The 16725-nt window shown below is 34.0% G+C and carries 14 protein-coding genes and 3 riboswitches; of the genes, 5 read left to right on the forward strand and 9 right to left on the reverse strand.

The genetic code is table 11. The annotated features are described in order from the left end of the window. The 6 genes from ACUXVC_RS23990 to ACUXVC_RS24015 all read right to left on the reverse strand — a co-directional run bounded on the left by ACUXVC_RS23990 (position 1) and on the right by ACUXVC_RS24015 (position 7778). Positions 1-726, reverse strand: coding sequence for a WxL domain-containing protein (locus tag ACUXVC_RS23990; RefSeq protein ID WP_000761506.1), 726 nt, complete (start codon positions 724-726; stop codon positions 1-3). A 66-nt stretch (positions 727-792) separates the two neighbouring features. Beyond that, positions 793-1521: a WxL domain-containing protein gene (locus ACUXVC_RS23995; protein WP_000761531.1), complete on the reverse strand. Its 729-nt coding sequence runs from the start codon at positions 1519-1521 to the stop codon at positions 793-795. Positions 1522-1557: 36 nt separating this feature from the next. After that, positions 1558-1875 carry a hypothetical protein gene (locus tag ACUXVC_RS24000; protein WP_000724871.1) on the reverse strand — a complete coding sequence of 106 codons (318 nt, stop codon included), beginning with the start codon at positions 1873-1875 and terminating at the stop codon, positions 1558-1560. Between the two features lie 39 nt (positions 1876-1914). Then, positions 1915-4500, reverse strand: coding sequence for a WxL domain-containing protein (locus tag ACUXVC_RS24005; protein ID WP_446025856.1), 2586 nt, complete (start codon positions 4498-4500; stop codon positions 1915-1917). 152 nt (positions 4501-4652) lie between these two features. After that, a riboswitch (cyclic di-GMP riboswitch) is annotated at positions 4653-4741 on the reverse strand. Between the two features lie 71 nt (positions 4742-4812). Continuing rightward, a riboswitch (cyclic di-GMP riboswitch) is annotated at positions 4813-4901 on the reverse strand. 71 nt (positions 4902-4972) lie between these two features. Further along, positions 4973-5061: riboswitch (cyclic di-GMP riboswitch) on the reverse strand. Between the two features lie 246 nt (positions 5062-5307). Beyond that, on the reverse strand, positions 5308-6528 hold the full coding sequence (locus ACUXVC_RS24010; protein ID WP_053563505.1) for an ATP-binding protein: 1221 nt from the start codon (positions 6526-6528) through the stop codon (positions 5308-5310). After that, positions 6525-7778 (reverse strand): ATP-binding protein, encoded by a 1254-nt coding sequence (locus ACUXVC_RS24015; RefSeq protein WP_071731811.1) that lies wholly within the window; start codon positions 7776-7778, stop codon positions 6525-6527. Before ACUXVC_RS24015 ends, ACUXVC_RS24010 begins: the two co-directional genes overlap by 4 nt. Positions 7779-7960: 182 nt before the next feature. On the opposite strand from ACUXVC_RS24015, the gene ACUXVC_RS24020 reads away from it, so the two are divergent. Next, positions 7961-9991, forward strand: coding sequence for a catalase (locus ACUXVC_RS24020; RefSeq protein WP_144465145.1), 2031 nt, complete (start codon positions 7961-7963; stop codon positions 9989-9991). A gap of 15 nt (positions 9992-10006) precedes the next feature. Beyond that, a complete protein-coding gene (locus ACUXVC_RS24025; RefSeq protein ID WP_000498279.1) occupies positions 10007-10816 on the forward strand; it encodes an alpha/beta fold hydrolase in 810 nt (269 codons plus the stop codon). Between the two features lie 208 nt (positions 10817-11024). Here the strand turns inward: ACUXVC_RS24025 and ACUXVC_RS24030 are convergent, their stop codons facing one another. The 3 genes from ACUXVC_RS24030 to ACUXVC_RS24040 all read right to left on the reverse strand — a co-directional run bounded on the left by ACUXVC_RS24030 (position 11025) and on the right by ACUXVC_RS24040 (position 14008). Further along, positions 11025-13094: an LTA synthase family protein gene (locus ACUXVC_RS24030; protein WP_095690105.1), complete on the reverse strand. Its 2070-nt coding sequence runs from the start codon at positions 13092-13094 to the stop codon at positions 11025-11027. A gap of 376 nt (positions 13095-13470) precedes the next feature. Beyond that, positions 13471-13701, reverse strand: a complete 231-nt coding sequence (locus ACUXVC_RS24035) for a hypothetical protein (protein ID WP_000578980.1) — start codon at positions 13699-13701, stop codon at positions 13471-13473. Positions 13702-13711: 10 nt separating this feature from the next. Beyond that, positions 13712-14008: a DUF3986 family protein gene (locus ACUXVC_RS24040; RefSeq protein WP_000455579.1), complete on the reverse strand. Its 297-nt coding sequence runs from the start codon at positions 14006-14008 to the stop codon at positions 13712-13714. A gap of 120 nt (positions 14009-14128) precedes the next feature. Between ACUXVC_RS24040 and ACUXVC_RS24045 the strand changes: the two genes are divergently transcribed. Genes ACUXVC_RS24045 through ACUXVC_RS24055 form a run of 3 tightly spaced genes read left to right on the forward strand, consistent with a single transcriptional unit; the run spans position 14129 to position 16711 of the window. Continuing rightward, complete coding sequence (locus tag ACUXVC_RS24045; protein ID WP_144465146.1) at positions 14129-15136, forward strand: ABC transporter substrate-binding protein; 1008 nt, start codon at positions 14129-14131, stop codon at positions 15134-15136. 11 nt (positions 15137-15147) lie between these two features. Next, positions 15148-15912 (forward strand): ABC transporter ATP-binding protein, encoded by a 765-nt coding sequence (locus tag ACUXVC_RS24050; RefSeq protein WP_000009022.1) that lies wholly within the window; start codon positions 15148-15150, stop codon positions 15910-15912. Beyond that, complete coding sequence (locus ACUXVC_RS24055) at positions 15905-16711, forward strand: ABC transporter permease (protein WP_088024708.1); 807 nt, start codon at positions 15905-15907, stop codon at positions 16709-16711. Before ACUXVC_RS24050 ends, ACUXVC_RS24055 begins: the two co-directional genes overlap by 8 nt. Positions 16712-16725: the final 14 nt, after the last annotated feature.

Below are 16725 nucleotides of genomic sequence, written 5' to 3' on the forward strand. Positions count from 1 at the left end.
TTACATAGGAGCGTCTGTTAGTTCCCAAGTTAGTGAAGTTGTGTATTGTGTTTGTTCTTTTTTCGTTTTACCTGGTACAGATAACTCTACGCTTTGTTTCGCTTCTGTTGCATCTTTACCAAACGTATTTACCCATGTACCCATACCTTGGTTTTCTTTTGCATCGATTAAATCAGATGCTGCACCACTTGGATTTAATGTGATAGATTGTTCTGCTGTTGGTGCGTCGCTACCTGCATTTGATTTCAAAGCTGAATTTTTTAATGTTAATGCCGCGCCATCCAATGCTTTATCATCTGCAGTTTTGAATTGACCATTTTGTTTTACTGTTAAATGCCATCCAGCATTTGTACCACGATTATCTGTTACTTGAACGTAGTTCGGCACGTCAATTACAGAACCGTCTACTTTTTTCTTTACTTTATCTAATTCTGCAAAGTAGATTTCGTTATTCCCTGATGCTTTTTGTGTTTTAAAGTTGAAGTTAGATACATAATCAATACTTAGTGGACCATCTGTACCTTTTTTATCTGGATCAACTGGATCTACAGTTTCATCTGGATTCTCTGGATTAACAACATCAATTTTATCTGTATTTTTCTCGAATTTAATGAATGCTTTTGAGTCTAATTTCCCGCCATCTTTCTCAGCTGCAAATGCAGACGTTCCTACTGATACTGATGATAATGTTACCGCTCCAATTAATGCTATTTTTGCTAATTTCATAGTTTTATACCCCTTTATGATCATTTTTAAAATTCAGTCATTCTTAATTTTCAATCTTGTATAAGCTTAGTTTGGTGTATCTTCTAAAGTCCAAGTTAACTCAGCTGAATATTTCGCACCTTTTTCTTTCGCTGTCGTACCTGGTACGAATAAGCTCACACTCTTTTTACCTTGTTCTGTTCCTTTACCGAATGCAGTCGTCCAATCACCCATACCTTTATTCTTTGCGGCAGTAGTAATTTCCACCGCATCTCCACCTGGAGCTAGCGTTACTTTATTTTTAAATGTTGTAGGTGCATATTGTGCATCAGTTACAGAATTTACAGCTGGGTTACTTAAGCTTAAAGCTGCATTTGTTAACTCACTATTACCACTTTTAAATTGTGCATTTTGCTTTACTTTCAATTTCCATCCTGCATTTGTACCACGGTTATCTGTTACAGATACGAAGTTAGGTACTTCAACTGTTTTGCTCCCTTGTTTCACTTTATCCAATTTTGCAAAGTACGTTTGATCATTACCAGAGATAACTTGCTCGCCGAAGTGTAAGTTAGAAACGTAGTTAATACTTAATGGACCTTTTGTTCCTATTTCATGGTCACCAGGGTTCTCTGGTGTAACTTTTTCATTTGGATTTTCTGGATTGTTTGGATCTGTTGTGCTTGTATCTTCAATAAACGTTACATCTGTTTTTGATTTCATATTTGCTTTCTCTTCCGCAAATGCTGAAGTTCCTACTGCTGCAACTGATGTTAATGATACTGCACCGATTAATGCTAATTTTGCTAGTTTCATATGTACCTTCCCCTTTTCTCTGTTTTCATCTATTTTTTATTTTGAATACACTTGCTTTCCCCTAATTCTTTTGAATACATATAGAGATAAAACAATTGAAAACAATCCTATATATTGTTTGAAGTCCCGTGTCTGGCCTCCTGTTTTCGGTAAATATTTATCTCCATTTTTATTTTTATCAACTGTCTCTTTTTTTGTATTTATCTTTGTCGGATCAGTTGATGTATTTGGTGTATAGCTATTCGAAAATGTAATACCCGCTTTTGAATTCGTACTTGTAGCCGTTACTACATTTGCCATAAGAAACGGCACACATATAACTGTGGAAACGATAATACCAACTATTTTTTTCATTACTCTCTCCTTTCTAAAATTTATATATTTCATATATTTTTAGAGAGGAGCATCGGTTAATGTCCATTCTAGCTGTCCAGCATATTTAGTATTTGCTTTGACATTCGGCCCTGGTTTTACTTGTAAATGAATTCCTTCGTTTTCCTTCCAATTTAGTAAAACCTCCTCGTCGTTTTTAGAAGTATACGAGAATGCTTCTATACTAGAAGTACTTAAAGGTGTATCCTTTCCATTTCGTTTGTAAATCAATGCTCCTGTCAATGTGTCATTTTGTGCTGAAGTTAATGGTGTGATTTCCTTTACATATACACTCCATTTTTGCTTTTTAACACGATCATCGGTTACCTTTAAAGGATTTGAAATCGTCTTCGGTGCGTATGTCGTTGTTTTCGATGGAATTGTTAAATCTCCAAATGTAATTTCTTTTGGTACGTCTACTAACTTTAAAGTCCCATCAACGACAGTAACCGGCACTTGAATCTCCGCTTGTACACCTTGCTTCGTTTCAATTACAACCGTTACAGTATGATTCCCTATTGTTTTGGTATCTGGAATATTGATTAACTTCACTAATGATATTGGTTTATCTACATCCAAATTTGTATCTACAGATAAATCTGTCACAAATTTAGAAATATCCATTTTTGTTAAATCTGTTCCTTGCACTACTTTTTGTGGGACTGGTTTCCCAGTTGGAATACCTTTATACCTTATTTTTGCGATTCCATCTCGATTACTATCTTGTCCATTCTTATCGCCATCTAAATAATTTTTAGCTGACACCGGTATTTCAAGATAACCATCTTTGTAATATTTCATTACATTAGCACCTTTTACAGGAGAACCTGTAATTGTCATTTCATAAATTTTCCCGTTGAATTCTTCTGTTTTTAGCGCATTTACTTTCGCAACCGCAGTGACTTTATTGTTTGTCCTGCTAATATCAAAGAAGCTACTTACATCATCTCCACTCTCCACATCTTGAATGGAAACATCATTCACAGTAAAATCCTTATTCACTTCACTTTCTAATACAAAAGATTTCGCATAGTGAATCTCTTTCGATTGAGCAGGCATATTTTGATATACCTTATAAGAAAGTTGACGGGAATTATCTTCCACAATATCTCCTATTACACTTGGAGCTGGAATTTCAATTTGTGCAATCGCTAATTGGTCGTATGATACATTAACACCTGAAGCATTTAATCTAACTTCTAGCGGTAATTCTGTTAAATTATCAAATGTAATTGTCATATCTGCTTCTGGAGTAGCTACTGGACCTGCTGTGCCAGAAAACTCGATTTTATTATTCCCTTTGTCTTGATACCTAATTGAACTCGTATCATACACGTATAAATTCGTTAAATGACTACCATCATTACGTAACGTTACATTTTTATAACTATTTATCCTTTTGAAATTCCACATTGCCGTTAATGGTACTTTTTTACTTGTTCCGTGTTCATAAAATTCAAAGGAAGCATTATAAGTTTGTCCTGACCTTCCGTTCCCATATAATTGTAAAAAGTTTTTTGCATCACCTTTAGTTATTGGTGTTTTAACATCTACAGATGAAGCTGTCATAGAGTGAATATTAATACGGACATCAATCCATTTCCCTTGATATTCACCAGCTTTTTTTACTAATACGTACTGTTCTCTATTTGAATTTCTAAATGTATATTGACTTTGACCAGTTCTGTCATTGCTACTACCCTTTACCTCATATGTTACTTGTGGGCTCCAAACAAATCTAAAAGCATATTTACCCGAGATAGAAGGCCCTTCACCTGTTCTATTATTTATTACCTTTACATTTGGATATTTAAGAATACTTGTAACAGGACTAGCAGCTAGTAGAGATTGGCTCTTTAATACCTTCTCAGCTTGAATAGCAGGTAATTCCTGATTATTTTCGTTTATCCTATTGCTCTCTTTTAATTCATTTTCCTTTGGTACGAGTTCTTCATTAACCTTTTCTTTCGCTAAAGTCTTCGTTTCTTTTGGAACTTCAGCATTAGTAGAATTTATTTCTTGTTTTTTATTTTCTTCCGATACTTTCACTTTTTCACTTATTTCTTTTTTCATAACTTCCTCTGAAGCCTTTGGATTTTCATCAGAAATGGCTACATTTAAAACCTCTTTTTTCTCTACAACATGTAGAGAAGGAGATTCAATTTTCTTTTCATTCCCTTCAAACTTCACTATCGGTTCAAATTTGTACTCTCCAGCTTTTTTCATTTGAATGACTACATATACGTCACCGATAAAATTACTTTGTTCATTCTTTTCAATTTTTACAATGTGATCTTCTGTTACTGAAATGTTTTGAATCGCTTTATTGTTTTCGTTCATTTTTTTCGTTTCTGCTTCATTGAACAGCTGTTCATTAGATAATTTCAGCTCGATATTAGCATCTTGTTTATTTGTATTTGTAATCTTTAATACTACATTTTCATCAACTTTTATTTCTTGTTTATCCATATGAACGATAAAACGTCCTTGCTCGTCGTTTGTAACCGCATAAACTTTCGTTGCAGAGTAATCTAGCACACCAACTTGCGTAAATAATATTCCTCCAGCGAGAAGTATACGCCCAAATTTACCTATTTGATTTTGCAATGTACTTCCCTCCCTCATTTCTTATGAACTGAATATTTCTAACATTAAATTTATTGTTCAGCTAAATTTACAATCATAATGTGTATTCCTAGAAAATAAAAAGCCTGGTTGCCTTTTCGATTTTCATACATCACAACATGTGTGAAAATCCAAACTGCAACCAGACTATCATAGTAATTTTCATTACCTTAGACTCTTAGCTTTGCGACCTATCCTTTCGAACAGTGTGCCCATTTATTTTTTCTTTTTGAGACAATAAAAAATCTGGTTGCCTCTTCGATTTTCATACATACAACTATGTGTAAAAATCCAAACTGCAACCAGACTATCATAGTAATTTTCATTACCTTAGACTCTTAGCTTTGCGACCTATCCTTTCGAATAGTGTGCCCATTTATTTTTTCTTTTTGAGACAATAAAAAATCCGGTTGCCTCTTCGATTTTCATACATACAACTATGTGTGAAAATCCAAACTGCAACCAGACTATCATAGTAATTTTCATTACTTTAGACTCTTAGCTTTGCGACCTATCCTTTCGAATAGTGTGCCAAAAATAGGTATTTATTTATCGTGTTTTGAATATACCATTAAAACCCAAAAAAGAAAATAGTTTTTTTAGAAAAAAACAATTAATTTTTATAGTCTAAATTTTTTACTTGAAAATCCATAATAAAAACTAAAAAAACATTTTGATCTTAGAAATACATCATACATTCTTTATCGATAAAATGAGATTTTTACTATCCACAAATAGCAAGATAAAATAGAAAAAACATCACTTATTTGGAAGTGATGTTTTTTCTATTTAATGCAGTGGTAACATAACCTCAACCGTCGTTCCAACCCCAACTTCACTTTCAAAACTCATTTTACCGTTGTGGTCTTTAATAATTTTTTCTGTAACTACTAAACCTAGACCAGTTCCTGTTTCTTTCGTTGTATAAAAGGCTTCATTTAACTTTGGAATTTTATCTTTCGGAATGCCGCATCCCTCATCTTTCACTTGAATGATGATTCCATCTTTTACAGTAACTTTAATCGTAATTGTTCCGCCAACTGACATTGCTTCAATTGCATTTTTAATTAAATTAAAAAAGACCTGTTTTAATCGTTTTTCATCACATGTAATCGATGGTAAGTCTTTACTGTAAATACCTTGTATGTAGACTCCTTGTTTTAAAGCAGGCTTTTCCATAACTCGAATAACATAAGAGATAATTTCTTGTATGTTATGAGTTTCTGATTCTAGTGATTTAGATTTCTCAAATCCACTAAGTTCTGTAGCAATTATATGAATCCGATCTACTTCTTGTTTCATAATATCACTATAAATTTTATCCTCTGGATGCTTGTCTGCTTGTTTATTCACAAGTTTTTTTAAGTTTGCTAAAGGTCTTCTAATCTTATAACCAATAACCGTTGCCATCTTTCCAACAGCTGCTAGTTTTTCTGTCTGTTTTATTTCTTTGTCCATCATCTCAAGCGTCCGAACATAAGACTGAACCCTCAAAAATATAATCCAACATATGATAGTAAATACGCTATATAATGCCATTGGGATTAAAACGAGAGAAGATTGAATAATGATTCCTGTAAGAGCATACTTTCCGACAAGTATCGCTGGAATTAACCAGAAATATCTTTTATTCACAAAGATTGGTGCAAACAAAATAAAAAATCCTTCTACTATATTTCCACCGTCAAATTCTGCATCGCTACCATAATAAATCATAATGTTATGGATAAAATCTAATACATTATAGCCAATTAGAATAATATACTTTACCGCAAAAGCATTCTTCCATTTCATAAAGTATATCCCAACGCAAAACAATACCACCATCAAAAAGTAAAGCCATAAACCTAAACCATCTTCAAACTCTCCTACCCCTTCTTGCTCTCCACCGATTAACGGTACGATAAATTCATAAGCAAGATCATATACAAAAAATATAATGAAAAATAAACTTAAAAATGCTTTCAGCGCCTTTATTTCTTCGTTTTTAAATATATAGCCTTTATTCATATGGTAACTCCTAGCTTTTCTTCCACTTGGATTTCAGTATTTCCACACTTCTTTGGGAGAATGATGTCTATTCTCGTTCCAGTATCTCTTTCACTTGAAATATGCAGCTCACCAAGGTGCTCGGCGACAATTCGATTCGCTACCGTAAGTCCCAGACCAATTTTATCTTGTTTCGTTGTATAAAAGGCCTCTGTAACACGAATTAAGTTTTCTTGCTTAATACCATGACCATTATCAATCACGCTGATCATTACATACTCTTTCCCTTTATTTTCTAATCTTACATGTAATATGCCATCTTGTTCCATTGCCTCTAAAGCATTTTTTATCGTATATAAAAAGACTCCTCTTATTTTTCGTTCATCACATTCAACTTCTATTGTTTTTTCTTCCACATTAGAAATAAACTGTACGTTTAATTCATTCATTTTTTCGCGAAGACTTGTTATTACTTGTAATACAATTTTTCCTACATCATGTTTCTTATAAATAGAAGGTTTGCATGTAGCAACTTCCATTAACTCGCTTATCATATTATTCATATTTTCTATTTCAAAAATCATACGTTTATAAATAGGATCCTCTTCATGCTTCTCTCGTTGTAATTGCGTAAATCCTTTTAATGAAGCGAGTGGATTTTTAATTTCATGTCCAACCGTCGCTGCCATTTTTCCGATTACTGCTAATTTCTGTGATTCGCTAGCAATCGCAATACTTTCCTTTACAGCTGAAAGATATTGTAAAAATCGGTTTAAAATGATATACGCCGCAATTAGCATAAGTGTATACATAATAAGATACATAAATGCTTTTACTTCCTCTAATACAAATAAATAAATTAAATATTTTCCTACAATAGAAGAAAGTAAAATCACATAAAATTTTTTATTTAAAAATATGGGTACAAAGAAAATGAGAATAATTTCTATTATATTTGTCGCATCAAACGCCGCCTTATTATAAAAAATATATGAAAATATATTAGCGATTTCTATCCCTATGTATGCAAATATCCATGCATATTTAACAAGGTTTGCCTTCTCTTTTTTCATTAAATATATATTCACGCACAGTATTGCTACTCCGCAAATAACTTGCCATACTATGTTGTATCCCTTATCCATTATTGATTTATCGTCTAATACGATTGCATAGAAAATTTGATATACAATAACAATGACATATAACACCCATAAAAGGATTTTTGCATTCTTTTCTTCTTCTTTATATGATAGAAAACTTTCTTTCACTTCAACACCCCTTCAAAATAATATCTCGAAGAATACCATTTATTATAATAAATGATTTTCATAGACAAACAAAGATAAATCGAACATTTGAGGAAAATCATCCCAACGACGCAACATCTTCATGCTATATACAAGCATAAAAAACACAAAAAATAATACGTATATTATGGGAGGTGTTTTTTATGGACGGCAAAAAAAATAAAAAGACAGAACAACTCCAATCTTTCACGCGTGAAAATGAAGGAAAGGAGATGACAACAAATACAGGTGTTAAAATTTCAAATGATGAAAACTCTTTAACTGCCAGTGATCGTGGCCCTACCCTTCTAGAAGATTTCCTTATGCGAGAAAAACTTTCTCACTTTGACCGTGAACGAATTCCAGAACGAGTCGTTCACGCACGAGGATACGGAGCACATGGCATTTTTGAGTTATATGAATCTTTAGAAGAGCTAACAATGGCCCACTTTCTACAAGACCCTTCAAAAAAAACACCGCTTTTTATTCGTTTCTCTGAAGTAGCTGGATCAAAAGGAGCAAATGAAACGAATCGAGATGTAAGAGGATTCGCCGTTAAATTTTATACAGAAGAAGGAAATTTTGATTTAGTAGGAAATAATATTCCCATTTTCTTTATTCAAGATGGCATTAAATTTCCTGATCTTATTCACGCCCTTAAACCAGAGCCACATAATGAAATTCCACAGGGTCAAACAGCACATGATACTTTTTGGGACTTCATCGCCAACAATCAAGAATCAGCTGCAATGATGATGTGGATTATGTCCGATCGTGCAATTCCAAGAAGCTTTCGAATGATGCAAGGATTTGGCGTTCATACATTTCGTCTAGTTAATAAAAATGGAAAGTCACGATTCGTGAAATTCCACTGGAAGCCAAAGCTTGGCGTTCATTCGTTAATTTGGGATGAAGCACAAAAACTAGGTGGTGCTGACCCAGATTACCATCGCCGTGATTTGTGGGAAAATATTAATGCTGGAAACTATCCTGAGTACGAACTTGGCATTCAAATTTTAGAAGAAGAGGACGAATTTAAATACGACTTCGATATATTAGATGCAACGAAAATTTGGCCTGAAGAAGATTTTCCCGTTAAAATCATTGGGAAAATGACCTTAAATCGCAATGTAGATAATGTATTTGCTGAAACTGAACAAGTGGCACTACACCCTGGAAGTATCGTCCGTGGTATTGACTTTACCAATGACCCTCTCTTACAAGGTAGACTCTTTTCTTATACAGACACACAATTAGCACGCGTTGGTACAAATTATCAAGAACTACCGATTAACCGTCCAATATGCCCATTTCATAACAACCAAAGAGATGGTGCGTCTAAATATATAATCGACAAAGGAAAAGTTGCCTACCATAACAATTCCTTAGCAAATAATTCTCCTTATACTGTACCTGGAACAAAGGGGGGATTCGTTACATATCCTTCTACTGTATCTGGTCATAAAACAAGGGAAACTGCTGCTAGCTTCAAAGACCACTTCTCTCAAGCTCGTTTATTTTGGAATAGTATGAGTCACTTCGAAAAAATCCATATTATGCAGGCTTTCTCCTTTGAATTAGGAAAAGTCAAAAGTAAATCTGTCCGCCAACAAGTCGTGGATATGATTGGACATATTAGTACAGAATTGGCTACTTTAGTTGCAGAAGCTCTCGGAGCAAAAGTCCCAAATGTGCAAGAATCCAACGTTACAAAATCATCTCCAGCACTAAGTATGGCAAATACAACCTTTAGTCCTAATACATTACGAGTAGGTGTCATTGTTGCAAATGGATATGATGGACCAAGCGCACACTATATAATAAATCAGTTCAAACAAGTAGGTCTTCAACCAGTGATCGTTTCCGAACGATTAGGCATAGTGCAGGGAACGCCAAATGGACAGTGGGAAGTAAATGATACTTTCTTAACAGGCTCACCACTCCTTTATGATGGATTACTTCTTATTGGCGGAAAGATGGATGATCATTTTCTTAACAAAGCAAGTTCATTTGTCGTAGAATCATATAATCACTTTAAGCCGATTGGCTCCTTCCAAAACAGCTCTTCTATTATTCAATCTTTAAATATCGAAGGAAAGCCTGGTGTTTTAATAGAACAAGACCCTACGCGACTAGCAAATGAATTTATTAAAGCTATGACAAAACAACGCTTTTGGGATAGAGCATATTCATAAAATAGGGGGAAATTTATGTTTGTTACTGTCGAGAAAGATGTGCATATTTTTGTGCAAGACGTTAATCCTGGTCCAGGTAGTAAGACTGTTTTCTTCGTTCACGGATGGCCTTTAAATCATCAAATGTATCAATATCAACTCAATGTTTTACCAGAGCATGGCTTTCGCTGTATCGCCATGGATATACGAGGGAATGGACAATCTGATAAGCCATGGACTGGTTACACGTATGATCGATTAGCCGATGATATCGCAATTGTTCTAGAAGCACTCCAAGTAGAGAACGCTACATTAGTCGGTTTCTCAGTTGGTGGTGCTCTTTCTATTCGCTATATGTCTCGCTATAATGGGCGCCGCATTTCTAAGCTCGCATTAATTGACGCTGTCTCCCCCTCTTTCGTTAAAAATCAAGAGTCCCCTTACGGTGTACCGAAAGAACAAGCAGATGCTCTCATTAATCAAATGTATGCTAATTTACCAAAATTTTTAAATGATGTATCTTTATCCTTTTTCAATAGAAACTTAGGAGCTGCAACCCTTGAATGGTTTTCTTATCTCGGTATGCAGTCCGCTTCTTATGCCCTTATCAAAATTTTACAAGCAGCTGCAAATGAAGATGTAACGAAAGATTTAAATAAAATTAACGTCCCAACAAAAATCTTCCACGGCGTTCACGACCAACTAATTCCTTACAAAAGTGCTGAACTTACGCAACAACGAATTAAAAATTCTCAGTTACATGCTCTTACAAATAGTGGTCATGGTTCACCAATCGATCAAGCGGATGAATTAAATAAAGAACTGATAAAATTTTTACAGACATAACAACTGCAATACAAGAACGAAAGTTAATATAATCGTTTTTATAAAACATAAAATTCACACATTTCTCACAAATACACAAATAAAACGATTATATTTTCATATATACTAAATGTACAAGTAATACTCCCTAAACCCAGCTTGTCTGGTTACCCCGTTAAATACTATGAAAAAAGAACTTGTATCGTTATACAAGTTCTTTTTGTTTCTTTTATTTAAAGAGGATATCTTTACTATATTGATTTCCAACGAGTAAATCATATTGAAGCATTTTATATTGCTCTAACATTTCTTTTTGTTTCTTTGTTAAATCATTGATTACTTCTCCATTTTTATCAACTTTTAATTCATCTCTAAGCACTGGTATTTCCTTGTAAAGTTCCGATAAAAATTGATAAAATAAGGATTTATTTAATCCTGCATAATCAAAAATAAGATTAGAAAAATGAATTGGGCTTACTAAACCTAAATTATCATTTGGCATATCAAAGTTTGCATACATTAATAACGGAGTTTGCGCCATCGCTAAACGTTCGCTCGGTGTTTTTTCATTCGTTATATACCCATTTTCTTTATAAAAAGATTTATTTGTTCCTAATGATGGAAGATGATCTCCAAAGAATACTAATAATGTAGGTCTATCTAAATTATCTAGTTGCTCTATTAAATATTGAAGAGCCTCATCTGAACGTCTTAATCCCTCTGTATACGTCTCTAATTCTCCCTTTGATTCTTCATTTTCTAGACCGGTAATTTCTATTAGGTTTTCACCAAATCGGCCCTCTGTAAATGGAAAATGATTTTGCATCGTAACTGCATGAATAAATGTAGGTTGTTTTTGTTTCTCTAACTCAGCAATTATCTCTTTACTCATCGCTAAATCACTAATATAATCTCCATCAATATCCACATTTTTCATCGTGTCATCTGCATTAAACTTATCAAACCCTAACACCTTATATACATCGTCACGTTTAAAGAATGTGCGACCAAATGAATGAATTGCACTTGTGTAATAACCTTCTTTCTTCAACGCCGTAGGGATTGATGGAATTTCTTTCTTATTTGTAATGACCTGCTGATATGGTATAGAACCTGGCTTTAACAAACTCATCGAATAACTCGTTAATGCCTCAAATTCAACGTTCGCCGTATTTCCCCCAAATGTAGGAGAAATAGTTTGTCCACCAGGAAAGTTTTCTATATAATGATGTAAATTTGGTACAGGATCTTCACTAAAAGAAAGGTTAGTTACTTTCGTCGGATCCCAAAACGATTCACTCATTACAAAAATAATATTCGGTTTCTCTTTTTTCTTTTCATTCCCTATATTTCCACTATATTGTTTTTTTATATCGTTTGCTATTTGAAGCATATTTTCTTTAGAATAATTTTTTGGTTTTTCCATAACTGTTGTATCTAAATTGCTAATAAACCCTAGTACAAAACCATTTGAAGCATAGTTCTCATTTTGATTCCACAAAACAAAATCTACACCTGATTTTTGAAATACTTTATTCATAAATGTATTCGCAAAATTACCGTACGCATATAAAACAAAAATAGATCCTACTACTAATAAGGCTCTAATTCCTAGATGAATCTTTACATTTTGAATATAGCTTCTCATATATATCCCTGCAACAATACAAGCTACGATACTTAAGATAATGACAAAAATATAGCTCCAGCTAAAATAGTCCATCACCATCGGTATAACAGATTGCATATGCGTAATTTGTGTGAAATCAGAAGGATATAACGGATCGCCTCTGAAAATAAGCTTTAAATAATTCACAATACCTAAAATGACTAACGTACAGCTCGTTAAAACCATACTTAGAAAAACCTTACCTATTAAATTATATACAAGAATATATATTGCATAAATTACTACAAAACTTAATATAAACTGCATATTATAAAAGTAAATCCAATTCATTGCCTCTATGAAAATCATATTAACTTGCATGACAATATAAAATAACGCTACTGTATGAGCTAGTAAAAGTAATATAAAATGCACTCGCAGGGATGCTCTAAGTATAGACATCTCTTTTTTATTGAAATGCGTAATATAAAACGTTATGCCCCATATGAAAATCATCATAACACTTAAAACAAGCTTTTGATTTAAATGATCTTTCATCATATCTAAATTAAAAACCTTTAAAATCATAAACAGCATAGTTATTACTAATAAAGTCACCATACTACTTATAATGCTAGAAATTAATATATTTCTTTTTGGAAGATGAAAAAGTGTAGAACCATACTTCAATTCATTCCCTCGTTTCTATGTCTTAATTTCCCTCGCATCGAAAGAACTATTTCTATTAAAATAACATATATTACATATTTCGTCTGCATACTTGTTTCTATCATAAATGTATTGTCTTAATATTCCCTTAATCAACAGTTAAATTGTGGCATACAAATTACTCATTCTTGAAAAACTTAATTTCAGCATTCCACTTTATGATACAATAACTATTTTTTAGAAGTCCTGCTATTAAAGATTTAACATGAAAATACGAAAGAATTAATAAAAAGGCGTTGCACGTTTTTAACAACTATTACTATAACGAAAAGAACCTGCCACAAGACAGGTTCTTTTCGTTATTTTATGATAAAAGAGAAAATGATTAGTATGTGTATTATATAAAGGGAAGCAGCCATATTTTCCATACGATACATACGAGTACTATAATTACAAAATCAAAAAAATCTAATCTCGGACCTTTTTTCATATTCATATGTAGCCACATATGAAACCACTTTATTTTTGTATATTTATGGATGTTTTTCTTTGCAAATCGGTAAATAAGCATTTGCATGATAAAAAATCCGGCCACAAAAATAAATAATAAGATGAGAAATCCAATCACAAAATTCCTCCTATTTTTGTAGCGTTTTTTCTACTATCCGATTTTTCAACACCCACTCTTCAAACTGGGCACTTCCAAATTCCCAGCTAAGATCGCGAGCATGTACAGAAAAAACGTAATGACCAGCATATTCGTCCATAAATCTCCCTAACTCTACATCGTCTTTCTGAATACCGTATACTCCAAAATTAAAATACACATCCCATACGTCTTCATTCTTTCTCTTATAAGCAATCGATTCCATATCACATTCTGTCCCGAAATAATCAAGATGTAAATGTACGCTATCATCGTATTCGTACTCCATTTTATCACCCCTTATATTTGTACTTCTTTACCACCAAAAAAATTCCTGCTATCTACACTCACATATGGGCGATTACCTACATATCATGCTTGTAGAGTGACTTCTAGGAGGTGTTATATAGTGAAAAAATTAATCGCGATTTTTTGCATCATGTTACTAGCTGTTTTTACTTTTGCTGCTTGTAGTAGTAAAAAAGAAGGTACGAAAAAACAAACTCAAAACATTCGCGTCGGCGAAGTTACCCATTCTCTCTTCTATGCCCCATTATATGTTGGGATTGAAAAAGGATTTTTTAAAGATGAAGGACTAAATATTGACCTACAAACAACAGCTGGTGGCGATAAAACGATGACCGCCCTATTATCTGGCGGAATTGATATTGCTCTCGTCGGTTCTGAAACGTCTATTTACGTTCATCAACAAGGAGCGAAAGACCCTGTCATTAACTTTGCACAGCTTACACAAACAGATGGGACATTTTTAGTTTCACGTAAAAAACTAGACTCTTTTAATTGGAATGACGTAAAAGGTGTTACATTTTTAGGACAGCGTAAAGGCGGCATGCCGCAAATGGTTGGAGAATACGTTTTAAAGAAAAATGGCATTGACCCTCATAAAGATACAAACTTAATTCAAAATATCGAGTTTGCTAATATTGCAAATGCCTTCGCATCTGGTACTGGAGAGTTTGTACAGCTCTTTGAACCGACTGCAAGTATACTTGAGAAAGAAGGTAAAGGTTATATCGTCGCTTCATTCGGAAATGAATCTGGTACTGTTCCTTATACAACGTTCATGGCAAAAGAAAGTTTCTTAAAGAAAGATAAAGCTGCTGCTGAAAAGTTCACACGTGCTCTCTATAAAGCACAGCAATGGGTTGATACACATAGTCCAGAAGAGATTGCTGATACTGTTTCCCCGCTATTTAAAGACACTTCAAAAGACATTACAGTAAAAGTAATTGAACGGTACAAAAAGCAACATTCTTATGCGACAAATCCACTATTAGATGCGGAAGAATGGAAACAGCTCCAAACTATTATGAAAGACGCTGGCGAATTACAAAAAGAAGTCCCACATGAAGCGCTCGTCAATACAAAAATTGCCGAAAGCGTTATTAAGAAATAGAGGCGAAGGGTATGAGTTTTTTACAAATACGTAACGTTTCTCACTGTTTTTTTGCAAAAGAGAATGCCAAACTTATTCTCGAAGATATGAGCTTACAAGTGGAAGAAGGCGAATTTATTTCTATACTCGGTCCAAGTGGTTGCGGTAAAACAACGCTCCTCTCAATCATTGCTGGATTACTTGATCCAATTGACGGTATCGTCTTTTTAGATGGTGAACCGATTACAACGAAAACATCATCTATGGGATATATGTTGCAACAAGATTACTTATTCCCTTGGAAAACGATTGAAGAAAATATTATGCTTGGACTTCATATTCGAAAGATTTATGATGAGCAGATGAAAGAACATACTTTAAATCTTTTAAAACAAGTCGGTCTTCATGGTGTAGAAGAACAATATCCTCGTGAACTATCCGGCGGTATGCGTCAACGTGCCGCTCTCGTTCGAACATTAGCGACTGATCCGAAAATTTTATTACTAGATGAACCATTCTCCGCACTCGATTATCAAACGAAATTAAAACTAGAAGAACTCGTTTTCAACTTACTAAATAAATATAAGAAAACATCACTACTTGTTACTCATGATATTGAAGAAGCGATCGCGATGAGTGATCGTATTTATTTACTGCAAGCGAATCCCGGAAAAATCGCAAAAACCTTTATCGTCCCGGAAAGTATCCGTTCTTTATCACCGTTAGAAGCACGCCATCACTACGATTTCCCAGCCCTCTTTCAAGATATATGGAAGGAGCTGGAACGACTTGGATAATATAAAACAACTACATGAACAATTTCGAAAGAACGAACGCAGACGCGCTTGGATTGCTCGCTCGCTACAACTTTTACTACTTATTCTTTTCTTTGCACTATGGGAAATAGCTAGTAAAAAAGAATGGATTGATCCTTTACTCTTTAGCTCTCCTTCGAGTATTTGGGATCTCTTCTTAACGAAATGGATCGACGGTTCACTTTGGGCCCACATATGGACGACATTACTGGAAACAGGAGTAGGCTTCATTCTCGGAACAGTACTTGGTGCTATTATTGCCACGTTCCTTTGGTGGATGCCACTTCTAGCCCGCGTACTTGATCCTTATCTCGTCGTCCTAAATGCAATGCCAAAAGTTGCACTCGGTCCAATCATCATCGTTATTTTCGGTCCAAACATTTCATCTTCTATCGCAATGGGAGTAATCATTTCCATCATCATTACCATTCTCGTTATTTACAGTGCATTTCAAGAAGTCGATTCTAACTATATAAAAGTGATGGACACATTTGGTGCAAATAAATGGCAATGTTATAAGCAAGTCGTTCTCCCTGCATCCTTTCCAGCAATTATCTCAACGTTAAAAGTAAACGTTGGTTTATCCTGGGTCGGTGTTATTTTCGGAGAACTTCTCGTTTCCAAACAAGGACTTGGCTACTTAATTAGCTACGGATTCCAAGTCTTTAACTTCACACTCGTCTTACTTAGCGTACTACTCACATGTGTTCTTGCAACTCTTATGTATGTATTTGTTGAGGCATTTGAAAAAATTCTAATTGGAAAAAGAAAAAGAAGCTGACTCAAAACAGTACG

The sequence above is a fragment of the Bacillus sp. N6 genome (genome assembly GCF_052805735.1).

What these genes read in the sequence shown, in the direction of transcription:
- ACUXVC_RS23990 (WP_000761506.1), bottom strand. Translation starts at nt 726, where the DNA reads ATGAAATTAGCAAAAATAGCATTAATTGGAGCGGTAACATTATCATCA.
- ACUXVC_RS23995 (WP_000761531.1), bottom strand. Translation starts at nt 1,521, where the DNA reads ATGAAACTAGCAAAATTAGCATTAATCGGTGCAGTATCATTAACATCA.
- ACUXVC_RS24000 (WP_000724871.1), bottom strand. Translation starts at nt 1,875, where the DNA reads ATGAAAAAAATAGTTGGTATTATCGTTTCCACAGTTATATGTGTGCCG.
- ACUXVC_RS24010 (WP_053563505.1), bottom strand. Translation starts at nt 6,528, where the DNA reads ATGAATAAAGGCTATATATTTAAAAACGAAGAAATAAAGGCGCTGAAA.
- ACUXVC_RS24020 (WP_144465145.1), top strand. Translation starts at nt 7,961, where the DNA reads ATGGACGGCAAAAAAAATAAAAAGACAGAACAACTCCAATCTTTCACG.
- ACUXVC_RS24025 (WP_000498279.1), top strand. Translation starts at nt 10,007, where the DNA reads ATGTTTGTTACTGTCGAGAAAGATGTGCATATTTTTGTGCAAGACGTT.
- ACUXVC_RS24040 (WP_000455579.1), bottom strand. Translation starts at nt 14,008, where the DNA reads ATGGAGTACGAATACGATGATAGCGTACATTTACATCTTGATTATTTC.
- ACUXVC_RS24050 (WP_000009022.1), top strand. Translation starts at nt 15,148, where the DNA reads ATGAGTTTTTTACAAATACGTAACGTTTCTCACTGTTTTTTTGCAAAA.